At 68.5% G+C, this 12783-nt stretch carries 5 protein-coding genes; 4 read left to right on the top strand and 1 reads right to left on the bottom strand.

Features of this window, described 5'->3' with window-relative positions; translation table 11 throughout:
* The first annotated feature begins 93 nt into the window (after window positions 1-93).
* The 4 genes from AV521_RS16280 to drmB are packed head-to-tail and all read left to right on the top strand — an operon-like array spanning window position 94 to window position 11868.
* Window positions 94-4857, top strand: a complete 4764-nt coding sequence (locus AV521_RS16280) for a DEAD/DEAH box helicase (RefSeq protein WP_076088928.1) — start codon at window positions 94-96, stop codon at window positions 4855-4857.
* A complete protein-coding gene (locus tag AV521_RS16285; RefSeq protein ID WP_076088930.1) occupies window positions 4854-6758 on the top strand; it encodes a UvrD-helicase domain-containing protein in 1905 nt (634 codons plus the stop codon). Before AV521_RS16280 ends, AV521_RS16285 begins: the two co-directional genes overlap by 4 nt.
* Window positions 6755-10009, top strand: a complete 3255-nt coding sequence (locus AV521_RS16290) for a helicase-related protein (RefSeq protein ID WP_076088932.1) — start codon at window positions 6755-6757, stop codon at window positions 10007-10009. The genes AV521_RS16285 and AV521_RS16290 overlap by 4 nt, the downstream gene beginning before the upstream one ends.
* Window positions 10006-11868: a DUF1998 domain-containing protein gene (gene drmB / locus AV521_RS16295; protein ID WP_076088934.1), complete on the top strand. Its 1863-nt coding sequence runs from the start codon at window positions 10006-10008 to the stop codon at window positions 11866-11868. Before AV521_RS16290 ends, drmB begins: the two co-directional genes overlap by 4 nt.
* Window positions 11869-11961: 93 nt before the next feature.
* Here the strand turns inward: drmB and AV521_RS16300 are convergent, their stop codons facing one another.
* The gene (locus AV521_RS16300) at window positions 11962-12600 is read right to left on the bottom strand and encodes an ATP-binding protein (protein ID WP_076088936.1); all 639 of its coding nucleotides are present in this window, start codon (window positions 12598-12600) and stop codon (window positions 11962-11964) included.
* Window positions 12601-12783: the final 183 nt, after the last annotated feature.

Below are 12783 nucleotides of genomic sequence, written 5' to 3' on the forward strand. Positions count from 1 at the left end.
GCGCAAGGAACACTGGCCGGCCACGCAAAGCCGGCGGCCAGCCCGCTTCTTGACGCTTTCGTCCGGACCTTGACACCTCAGGAGTGCAGAGTAGTGCCGTCTTCGTCCTATCCGGTAATTCAGACCGTTCTCGAGCAGTCCTCCCGCGTATTGCAGACTTACGCCGTGGACCCCGGTCTCGTAGCCGAGCACGCCAATGGTGAGCGTCGAATCACCCAGGGCGGATACGGCGATCGCCAGCTTTTCGAGCTCGTCCAGAACGCGGCAGACGAAATCGCTGAAGAGCCGGGCGGACGAGTTCATGTCGTCCTCACAGAAACCCATCTGTACTGCGCGAACGAGGGAAATCCGGTGACCCCGGAAGGTGCGGAAACAATTCTTCGGATGAGTATGTCGAAGAAGCGCGGCGGTCAGATCGGACGATTCGGAGTCGGCGTCAAATCGGTCCTCGTGGTGACCGACACGCCGCAATTCTTCAGCCGCAGCGGAAGTTTTGGATTCGACCGCGCCTGGTCGTACGAGCAGATCAAGGCCGTGCCCGGTGTGACGGAGCGGTACGGTCCTGAGTTCGACGCCCCCGTCCTGCGGATGGCCCGCCCCCTCGACATCGAGGCCGAATGTGCTTCCGACTCCGTTCTGAATGAGCTGTTGACCTGGGCGACCACCGTCGTCCGCCTACCGCTGCTCCGGAAGGCCGATGACCGGCTGGGCCGGGACATGCACGGAGGCCGCGCAAAGGAGCATGGCGAGCCCCGCGAGGAGTTCCCGGTCGGCTTCCAGCTCTTCTCGCCGCACGTCGCGAAGGTCGTGTTGGAGGACCGCCGGCCCCGGCCCGTGATCCGTCGGACCCTGACCACCCAGCAGACCGGCGACCTGCACACCGTGGTCGAGGAGCGGACCGGGAAGGCCATCGCCACCGACCAGTGGCGCGTGTTCACCACCACCCACGAGCCCGGTTCAGCGGCTCGCGCGGACGCCGGAGAGCTACACGACCGACTCTCGCTCGACCTCGCCTGGGGTGTCCCCGCCCTGGAGAAGGATCCGGAGAGCGGCCTGTACATCAGCCCGCGGTCGCGTGGTCGTGGCAAGTTCTGGTCCTTCTTCCCGACCAAGTACGAGATGTCGCTGAGCGGCATCCTCAACGGAGCCTGGAAGACCAACGAGGACCGACAGAACCTGCTCGACTCCTCTCCCTTCAACCAGGAGATGATCAGAGTGTCGGCGAAGCTGGTCGTCGACTCCCTCCCCGCCCTGGCACCCCCAGAGGACCCGGCCGCCTACCTCCCTCTGCTGCCCGGCCGTGTCAAGGAGGCGATCAGCTGGGCTGACGAGTTCCTGACTCGGGAGATCTGGGCCCGCACCGCGGACCGTCCGTCGCTGCCCGACCAGGACGGCGCCCTGCGCGTCCCGACCGAGCTGCGGATCCATCCGCGGCTCGACAAGGACCCGAAGAAACTTTCCAGTTGGCTGCGGATATGGCACGGGTGCCCCGGGCGCCCCTCGAACTGGCTGCACCCGAGCGTCGAGGCGGACGCCCTGCGCTCCGGAAAGGTCGAGCACATTCTCGCCGCGGCCGAGCACGGGCGGACCGATGTCCGCGAATGGCTGGAGGCCCTGGTCGAGAGCGGCACCGCCGAGGCGTCGAAGGCAGCCATTCGAATCCTCGCGGACATGATCGAGGTCCGCTCCGCGTACGCCGAGGAGGCCCGCAAGGCCCGCATCGTGCTCACCGAGGAGCACGGTCTCGTCGCCCCCGTACACGGCAAGGTGTTCCGCCAAGCCGACCACGACGGACTGCGCGAGTCCCTGGTGTACGTGGTCGACGAGATCGCCCAGGACCCTTCGCTGGCACACGCGCTCAACGCCCTGGGCATCCGCGAGGCAGACGTCGAGGGTCGGTTCGTCAGCATTCTCGACCAGGGCTTCGACCACTACAGCGAGTCCGACTGGGAGCGGTTCTGGGAGCTGTTCCGCCAAGCCGGGGTCCGTCGACTGGCCCACAAGGTCCTGGAGCGGGTGCCCAGTCCGCACTCGACGCTCCGAGTGCGTACCGCCGACGGGCGGTTTCGGCCGGTCGAGGACTGCATGCTGCCGGGCGTCGTGGTCGACGCGAAGCGCGACCCGAACGTCGCCGTCGACATGGAGTTCCACTCCGACGACACGCCCTTCTTCTCCCAGGTCGGTCTGCGGGAGCGACCGTCCGGCGGGGTGCAGCCCGGGGCGGACGAGCCCTGGTTCGAGGAGTACCGCGAAGCAGTCCACGCCGCGTACCTGCGCAGTTTGGACACCCGCGCTCCCCGCCCCTCCCTGAACCGGATAAAGGTCGAGGGAGCCGCGATCGGTGGCCCGCTCCACCTGTTTCGTGTCCTCTCCGAGGAATCCCGCGCCGCCTTCCTGAAGGTGCTGCCCGACGACGCCGTGGTGGACAACTGGACGGGCCAGATCGGCGCGCAGACCAGCACCCGGCAGGCGGTGGTCTCTCCGATCCGATGGATGCTGAGGAAGTACGGCACGGTCGCCACCTCCCAGGGGATCAAGCCGCTGAAGGAGGCCGTCGGCCCCCAGCTCGCCGCCTACCGCGACGTACTGCCGGTCGCCGACATCTCCGCCGAGAAAGCCCGTAAGCTGCGGCTCCCGACCACCGTCGACGAAGTTCCTGCCGACCGCTGGGACGCGCTCCTCGACGAGGTGTCCCGCAGCGAGGACGACTCCTTCGTCGGCGCCACCTACGTGATGCTGACCCGGTTCGGCGCGGACTTCCCCGAAGACTCCCTGACCCGTTGCCGGATCGGCGACACCTGGGGCACCCGCCCCGACGACGAGATCACCCTCGCCGTCGGAGTCGCCGAGTACCGGGCGCTCCGCGCCGAGCAGCTCCCGGCGCTGCTGGTGCCGACCGCCGAGGACGCCGAACTGATGGTCGAGAAGTGGGGCATGCTCCGCTACGCCGACGTGATCAGCCGGGAGACCCGCGAAGTTCCCGAGGGCGACCCGGTGCCGTTGGTCGAGCTGTTCCCCGCCCTGCGGCAGCGGCTGAACAGCGGGAACCGGAACAGCGTGGTGCAACGATGCACCGAGTTGGAGGAGGTCACCCGCACTCCCAACGGCGCGCACGCCTCCCCCCTGGACGCCGTCCGTCAGGACGGCACCGTCAAGGTCCGCGTGCCTCTGGAGCCGGAGCCGATGCTCCGACTGATCGACCGCGAGCTCGGTCTCGGCCTTGGAACGGCAGGTTGCCACGCAGTCCTGGAGCACCAGGACCGCATGGCTCGGGACAGCGAGCTGCAGGCGGCGCAGAAGGCGGTTCGGGAGGCCGAGGACGTCGTGGCCAAGATAGAACTGCTGATCGGTGCGGACGCGCTCCGGACCGGCCTCCCCGAGGGCCTGATGGAAGCCGAGCTGCAGGCGACCGAAGGCGTGGAGCCGTCCGGGCGCCGCATCGCGCAGATGGCGTTCAACGCGCACGGCGACGGGGTGCTCCAGCAGCACGCCCGGGACATCCAGGCGCGCTTCCCCAACGCGCCCGTCGCGTATGGGGGTTCTTCGGCGGCCATCGCATTCGTCTCGGATCTGAAACTGCCCGTCACGTTCGCCGGTTCGAGGACTCCGTCCCCGCCTCCGTCCGAGACTGTCGAAGGCCCTCGGGACTTCCCAAGCCTCCACCACTACCAGGAGGACCTGGTCCGGAACATATCCGCCATGCTCGACCGGCTGGCCCCCCAGCGCGGCATGCTGTCCCTGCCCACCGGTGCCGGCAAGACACGGGTCACCGCCGAGGCCGTGATCCGCTGGGTGAAGCGGGTCGGCGATCTCAAGGGGCCACTGCTTTGGATCGCGCAAACCGAAGAATTGTGTGAACAGGCCTTCCAGAGCTGGAAGTTCGTCTGGAGCAAGGTCGGCGCGGAGCGCCCGCTCACCATCAGCCGACTGTTGAGCAGCAACGAGGTCGGGAACGTTGTCGACCATCCTCACCTGGTGGTCGCCACCGACGCCAAGCTGGAGCGGTGCCTGGGCACCGACCAGTACGCCTGGTTGCGACAGGCCGTTCTGGTGGTCGTGGACGAGGCGCACACCGCCATCTCCAAGCGGTACACCGAGATCCTGGGCCTGCTGGGACTCACCCAGTACGAGACCGGCCGGCATCTGCTCGGCCTGACCGCCACCCCGTTCCGCAACACCAACGAGGACGAGACCCGCCGGCTGATCAACCGCTTCGGCAACAGACGACTCGACCAGGGAGTCTTTCCGTCAGGTGACCCGTATCGCGACCTTCAGGAGTGGGGGATGCTGGCGCAGGTCGAGCACCGCACCCTCGAGGGGGGCCGGATCGAATTGACCCGTGACGAGAAGACGCACGCCGAACGCATGGCGATGCTCTCCCGCTCCGCCGAGCAGCGGCTCGCCGACGACCACGGGCGCAGCCGGCGCATCGTCGACTCGGTGGCCGATCTGCCGGACGACTGTCCGACGTTGCTTTTCGCCACCTCCGTCGACCACGCCAAGTACCTGGCGGCCATGCTCAACGACCGGGGTGTCCCGTCCGCCGCCGTGGACTCGACGACGAGTGCGCAGGACCGTCGTGCTCGCGTCGAGAACTTCCGAAACGGACGCATCCGAGTGCTCACCAACTACGGCGTCCTCACTCAGGGGTTCGACGCACCGGCCACCCAGGCGGTGGTGGTGGCCCGCCCGGTCTACAGCACCAACGTCTACCAGCAGATGATCGGTCGTGGCCTGCGCGGCCCCAGGAACGGTGGCAAGGAATCCTGTCTGATCCTCAACGTCAGCGACAACATCGCCAACTTCGACACCCAGCTCGCCTTCACCCAGTTCGAGCACCTCTGGAGCCGTAAGTGACCGACGCCTATCTCGACAGTCCTCCGCTGACCGCCGAGCAGCGGGCCGTGGTCGAGCAGCCCTGGGACGCACGTGTGCTGGTCACCGCCGGTGCCGGGGCGGGCAAGACGCACACCTTGGTGCGCCGGCTCGATGCGCTGTGCGGTCACGAGGACCCGGACGAGGCGCTGGAAGCGGCCGAGATCCTCGTGCTCACCTTCTCACGGGCTGCCGCCCGCGAGTTGCGGGAGCGGATCGCCCGCCACGGGGAGCGGGCCCGCCGGGTGCGTGCCCAGACCTTCGACGCCTGGGCGTACGGGGTGCTCGTCCAGGCGTACCCGGACGGGGAGTGGGGTGCGGCCTCCTTCGACGAGCGGATCAGGGCCGCGGTCGGGGCGATCGAGAAGGGCGCGCTGGAGTCCGGTGACGCCGTCCCGCCCGCCCATGTGGTGATCGACGAGGTGCAGGACCTGTTGGGCGACCGCCGGGAACTCGTCGAGGCTCTGCTCGACCGCTACCAGGACAGCTGCGGCTTCACCGTGGTCGGCGACGCCGCCCAGTCCGTCTACGGCTTCCAGATCCAGAACCTGGCCGAACGTGCCGACGAGGCGGGCCGATTCTTCGAGTGGCTGCGTTGTTCGTACCCCGACGACTTGGTTGAGCTTCGCCTCACCGAGAACTTTCGTGCCGTCACCCCCGAGGCCCGGGTCGCGCTGACGTACGGTCCCCGGCTCCAACAGGTCAGCGACGCGGACGAAGCGGCGACGTTGTACGAGGACCTGCGCGACCTGCTCCTGGATCCGGCGAACGGGATGGGCGACCTCGCCGATGAGCTCGCGTTGGACGGGTTGCGGAACCTCTCCGACACCTGCGCGATCCTCACCCGCGACAACCGACAGGCCCTGGTGCTCTCCGGACTGCTCCACGAGCACGGCGTCGAGCACCGGCTACGACGCCCCTTGGAGGAGCGGCCGGTGCCGTACTGGGTGGCGGAGTTGTTGCGCCGCACCGGGGCGACCGGACTCACCGAGGATCGGTTCCGCTCTCTGCTCGCGGGCATCCCTCTGCCGTACGAGCCGAACACGAGCGCCCTGTGGACGGTGCTGCGTCGGGCCACGCGCTCGACCGGGCGCAACGTGCTCGATCTGGAGCGGCTGCGCCACCTGCTCGCGGACGGCAGGTTCCCCGACGAGGCGGCCGACCCCGAGACCGCGCGGATCGTCGTCTCCACCGTGCACCGGGCCAAGGGCCTCGAGTTCGACCGGGTGATCATTCTGACCCCGCCGACCATCGCCGAGCTCCACAGACAGCACAACGGTGAGTTGGATCTCCCCGCAGAGGCCCGAGCCTTGTACGTGGCGATGACTCGCGTCCGCCAGGATCTGTATCACGCCGACTCCCCCGAGTTGCCGGTCCTCAGGCGAGCGGGTGGCCGAAGGAACGGCCGCAGGTACGTCGGCGGGTGGCGGTCGTACGACAGATTCGGCATCGTCGCCGAGGCGGGCGACGTCTGCCGGGACAACCCGCCCGGCCACGAGACCGACGCCGTGGCGACGCAGGTGTATCTCCTGGAACAGATCGGCCCTGGGCAGCAAGTGGTGCTGCGCAAGCGCCATGACCTGCCGATGGATGAGTACCAGAGCCCGCCGTACGCCCTGGTGCACAACGGGCGGGAGATCGGTGAGGCGTCCGAACGGTTCCGCGAGGAGCTGTTCCAGGTGCAGAAGGTGAACCGGACGTGGGGCCCCTGGTGGCCCGACGAGATCCACGACCTGTGGATCGACACCCTGGAGACCGTGACGGGCAGCACCGCCGCCGGCGCCAACGCCGGCCTCGGTGACCGAGGCGTATGGATCGTCCCCAGGATCACCGGCATCGGAAAGTATCGACGGGCTGACAACGACGAGGAGCAGCGCGCATGAAGCACGTGGCAGGTCGGCACTCCGAGCACTATCGGGTCCGGGACGAGGAACTCCTGGTGGGTCTCCGCCGCGAGCTCCTCGGCCCGGCTCCGGACGCCGCGCCGGGCGACCGGGACGAGATCCTCACCCAGGACGCGCCGATCGATCGCTATCTGACCGGTGTCCTCTATCCGCGCCCGGCGAACGCGGCGGCGGAGCAACGACTCCGTGAGGACGAGGCCGAGTACGACGGCGTGGACACCACCCCGCAGCGCAGCCGTAACGACGTCGAGGAGTCCGGTACCGAGCAGGAGGTAGGTGCTGCCGGCTCGCGCCGCCCCTCGTCCATGGGCCTCACCTTCGCGGTCGCCCCGGCCACGAGCGCCACGATCGTGGTGTCGGCACGCGCGGCCGTCTACGAGCCGACCGATGCCGAGGGCAAGCCGATCCCGGCCCGCCGTGCCGAGGCGCGCACCACCTCCGACCAGCGGGAGCAGTGGCGGCGCAAGGAACTCGCACTCCCGGACACCACCGTCGACGTGACCACACCCGACCCGGACAAAAGGTTCCCTCTCGCCCCCGGGGCCGCGCTGCGTGTCAACGTCCGCCCCCAGGACCCGACCACAAATACCGTCACGGTCACGGTCACTCTGGTCAACACCCACCACGTCGGAGAGCGGGAGCTCCAGGACGCGTTCTGCCTGTTCCAGTGCGGTCTCACGGTCCGTGCGGCCAACGGCTCCACCGCGTTCGTCGAGCGCCCTGCCCCGGCTGTCCCCCATGACCCTGAAGTCGCCACCAGCCGCCTGCTGCACCGCCACGCCCCGACCTTCGCCGTCGGCCACGGCTGCGCCGCCGAGTGGGACTGGATGCCGCCGCCGATCGGCATGACCGAAGCAGTCCCGGCCGCTGTCACCGAGGTACGGAGCGAGTTCGTGCCCACTGTGGACGTGCTGCTCACCGACTCCAACCCGGAGATCGACAGCTCCGCTCTGTCCATGCTCGGCCTGGCGGAGCGTCCCGACGCCGAGATCCTGGGCGCCCTGAGAGCGCTCGCCACGGGCTACGAGCACTGGATCGCGCGCAAGGGGGACGAGGCGAACGCCCTGGCCGACGGCACGCACGCGAAGCCCGCCCGGGACCAGGTGGAGGCTTGCCACGAGGCGCTCGGTCGCATCCGTCAGGGCATCGAACTGATGGAGACCAAACCCGACTTGATGCGGGCGTTCCGGCTCGCCAACCGCGCCATGGCCGACCAGCGTGCCCGCAGTGCCTGGGTCAAGAACGGTCGAAGCGGCTCCCCCGACGTGACCGCCGGCCGCTGGCGCCCCTTCCAGATCGCATTCATGCTGCTCTGCCTGGCCGGCATCGACGATCCCGGCCATCGCGACCGGGAGACCTCCGACCTGCTCTGGTTCCCCACGGGTGGTGGCAAGACCGAGGCCTACCTCGGTCTGATCGCGCTCACCTCGTTCCTGCGTCGTATCCGAAGGGGCGCGGACGGCGGTGGCGTCACCGTGCTCATGCGTTACACGCTGCGGCTGCTCACCCTCCAGCAGTTCGAGCGCGCCGCGACCCTGCTCTGCGCCATGGAGCGCATGCGCCGGGACAGGCCCGAATTGGGTCTCGAGGAGTTCTCCATCGGCATGTGGGTGGGCCGTTCGGCCACCCCCAACACCCTGGCGGAGGCCGACAGGAGACTCGCCGAGCTCCGGGGTGATCTCGACAAGCGTCTCGCCACGAAGAACCCGGTCCAGTTGCATGCGTGCCCCTGGTGCGGCACGCGCCTCGACGCCCGTGCATACGAGGTCGACGAGGACGCCAAGCGGATGCACGTCCGTTGTCCCGGAGCCGGCTGCGACTTCGCCGAAGGCCTGCCGGTCCACCTGATCGACGAGGCGGTGTACGACGCACGGCCCACGCTCGTGATCGCCACTGTCGACAAGTTCGCCTCGATGCCGTGGCGCCCGGCCACCGCCGCACTCTTCAACCGCGAGGACCCGAGCGACCGTACTCCTCCACCGGAACTGATCGTCCAGGACGAACTCCACCTGATCTCCGGCCCGTTGGGGACACTCACCGGCCTCTACGAAACTGCTGTGGACGCGCTGGCCGATCGCCCCAAAGTGATCGCCTCCACGGCGACCATCCGTCGCGCCGCCGACCAGGGCCGCCACCTCTTCGCCCGCCGAGTGCGACAGTTCCCGCCCGCCGGCCTGGATTCCCGCGACTCCTGGTTCGCAGTGGAGACCCCGCGCGAGGAGAAGGCGAGCCGCCGTTATGTCGGCCTCCTGGCCCCCGGCACCAGCCAGTCCACCCTTCTGATCCGTACGTACGCGACCTTGCTGCACCGGGCCAAGCACGCACGGACCGAGGACGAAGTGCGCGACGCGTACTGGAGCCTCGTCGGCTACTTCAACAGCCTCCGACTGCTCTCCGCAGCCGAACTCCAGGTCCACGACGATGTGGTGGCCTACCTGGAGCTGCTCGCCGAGCGGGAGGGGGTGACCGTCCGCCCTGTCGCCAACTACTCGGAGCTGACGAGCCGGATCGACGCCAGCGAGATCCCCGCCCGCCTAAAAGGCATCGAGAAGAAACTCCCCGACGAGGACGCCGTGGACGTCCTCCTCGCCACCAACATGATCGCGGTGGGCGTCGACGTGGACCGTCTCGGCCTGATGGCCGTGATGGGCCAGCCGCAGACCACCGCCGAGTACATCCAGGCCACCAGCCGTGTCGGCCGCGCCCACCCCGGTCTGGTCGCCGTCATGCTCAACGCGACCCGTTCCCGCGACCGCTCCCACTACGAGAACTTCCTGCACTTCCATTCCGCTCTCTATCGTGAGGTCGAGTCCACCTCCGTCACTCCCTTCTCCGCCCGTGCCCGCGAGCGAGGCCTGCACGCGGTGATCGTCGCCCTGGCCCGCATCCTCGTTCCCGCGGCCCGACCCAACGACGCGGCAGGTCGGGTGGATGCCTACGAGCATCTCCTCCGCGAGGACATCAAGCGGGTTCTCATGGACCGCGTCCGGGAGGTCACCCCGGAGGAGGCCGACGCGGCGTCCCGTGCCTTCGACGAGTTCGTCGACTGGTGGTGCGACGAGGCCGACACGCACGGCGGCCTGCTCTTCGAGCCCCAGAGGGGCAGTCGCACCCCCTCGCTCCTGAAGTCGTACGACGACGAGTCAGAGGACGCCGAGGCATGGCCCACGTTGTGGAGCCTGCGCGACGTCGACGCCGAGTCCGCCCTGTTCATGGAGGCATCCCGATGACCCCGTCCCCCGCACGTCGCCGCCGGACCGGCACGGACGGCGCAGTACCCGCCCGCAACCTGCTCCGTCGTGGCGCGGTCCGTCGTGCCCAGGCGATCACCACGTACGGTGTCGGCTCGCTCGTCGCCGTCGACCACGAGTCCTTCGTCGTCTCCGGTCTGGACGGGGCCGACGAGCACTGGAGGAGCGACGAGGCCCCCCGGATCCACGAGCGGCGCCTCGCCCGACTCCTCGGCGTCCACCACTTCCGGCTGCCGCCCGCCTCCGACGACACCAGCAGGGACGGCCTCCGGGTCCGGCGCTTCCCCCTCATGCACTCCTGCCCGGAGTGCAACGACCTGCGCCGGCACCGCGACTTCACCCCTCCGCCCGGCCGGAGCATCTGCGGCACGTGCGAGGTCGACCTCGTCCCCTCCCGTTTCGTGATCGCCTGCGAGGCCGGCCACCTCGACGAGTTCCCGTACTGGTACTGGGTCCATCGCGTCGCCGGTCACGGCACCACGACCGCCGGACAATGTGGGGGGATCCTCAAGCTGCGTTCCTCCGGACGCAGTTCCTCGCTCCGCTCGATCCTCGTCTCCTGCACCTGCGGAGTGCCCGAAGTCTCGATGGAGGGATCGTTCCGCAGGAGTGCTCTCAAGGACCTGGGCCTTCGCTGCCGTGGCACCCGCCCCTGGCTCGGCACGTCCGCACCCGCCCAGACCTGCGGCCTGACCCCGCGCACCCTCCAGCGCGGTTCCTCCGCCGTGTGGCAACCGGTGCTGAAGTCGGCGCTCTCCATCCCGCCGTGGAGCGACGGCCGCGCCGACCCACTCGCCGAGCACTGGGACGAACTCCGCAAGCTCAATAGCCGCGCGGAGGTCGAAATGTGCCTCAAGTTCACCTTCAAGGGCGAGAGTCCGGTCCCGATCGACGAGGTGATGGCACTCCTCGACGCAGAGCGCGAGGAGGACCCGAACAGCGAGGACGCTCCCACCTTCGACCATCGCTACCGGGCGCTGCGCAACAAGGAGTACGAACGCCTCCGCGCGGGCAACGACGAACGCGAGCGCACCCGCGAGGAGCAGTTCATCTGCGAGACCCCGCTGGGCGACGTGACCGCGCTCCACCCGCTCGGTGTCACCGGCCCGATGCTGGTCAAGAAGCTCCGCGAGGTGCGCGCTCTCAAGGCGTTCACCCGGCTCGCCGACCCCGACTCGACGACCGAGCCCAATGAGGTTCCGCTCTCCGACAGCGGTCTGCAGTGGCTCCCCGCCATGGAGGTGCACGGCGAGGGTGTCTTCCTGCGCCTGGACGAGGAGCGGCTCGGATCCTGGGAAAAGGCCCATGCCGTGGCCGCGCGGGTCGAGAGGATGCGCACCGCGCATCAGAGGGTGCTGGAGCAGCGCGCCGGCGATCCGAGCCGAGCCGCGTCTTCTCCTGCCACGCCCCGCATGGTGCTGCTGCACACGCTGGCCCATGTCCTCATCAACGAATGGAGTCTGGAAGCGGGCTATCCGGCCGCCTCGCTGCGTGAACGTCTGTACGCCGCCGACGACATGGCGGGGATACTCATCTATACCGCGACGAGCGACTCGGCGGGCAGCCTCGGCGGGCTCGTCGCCCAGGGCGAACCGGACTGCCTCGACCGGACGATCCGTTCGGCCGTCCACCGTGCCGAGTGGTGCTCCTCCGACCCGCTCTGCGTCGAGTCCGAGGCATCCGGCACCGGCGGAACGAACCTCGCGGCTTGCCACGCGTGCGTGATGCTCCCGGAGACGAGTTGCGAGAACAACAACATCCTGCTCGACCGTGCACTGATCGTCGGTACTCCGGACGATCCTCACTTGGGCTTCTTCGCAAGCGTGCTGGACCAATGACAATTGACCGACCGCAGGGCGCCGCCGGGAGCCGGCGCCCTGCATCACTGATGCCTCAGACCTGACGAACGCGTCTGCGTGCCAGTTCATCGATTACTGGGCCTCGAAGCGCGTCTGAGCTCGGTCCAGCGTCTCGTCAACATCATGGCCATGTACCTGGAGCCAGTGAAGGAGGTCAGCGATGACCTCGGTGGCCGCCGACTCGGCGATGGCAGCCGTCAGCCTGTTCGACGCGGCCGGACGTACGGAGTGCCACATCTCGTAGAGGCCGAGGACGCTTTCAGCTCTCGAGACATGCACGTTTTGGATGTGACCGTGCGGGGTGCTCAAGCTGGTTGCGAGCTCGACCCACGTGACCTTGCGTTCAGGCAGAAGCTGGACGCCCCAGCGCTCAGAGATGGCAGCGACAAGTGCCATACCACGTCCCGCCTCCGCGTCTGCGGCGGAGTCGACCAACGTCGGTAAGGCACGCGTGTCGGGATCGTGTACCTCGATTCGAAGGCGCGTACCGCACATCAAGACGGCGAGGGTTGCCGGGGTACCCGGCCCCACGTGAGTGACCACGTTGGAAACGAGTTCGCTGACGCAGAGCTGGGCCGTCTCCGTCAGCTCCGGCAAGCCCCAAAGGCGCAGGTGAATCCTCAGCATGCGTCGAAGTGCGGCCACTCCCTCCGGCTCAGCGAGAAACGGCAGCCGCCAAGGTCGTCTCGGCGTACATGCACTGCAGTCCATCTCTCAACTCCTTCTTCGACTAGGCATTTTGTGTTGCTCGGTCAGCAGTGGCCTGTCGCCCTGACGCACGCCCACCGCCCCCAGGGCAGGAGATGCAGGGCGGGCATGCGCGATGCACTTCTGCTCGCCGCGCGAAGCAGCGCGATGTTCAACCTAGAAGGTGCTGAGGTAAATTTGCCAGCC

It is taken from the genome of Streptomyces sp. IMTB 2501, from assembly GCF_001953885.1.
Lineage (GTDB): Bacteria > Actinomycetota > Actinomycetes > Streptomycetales > Streptomycetaceae > Streptomyces.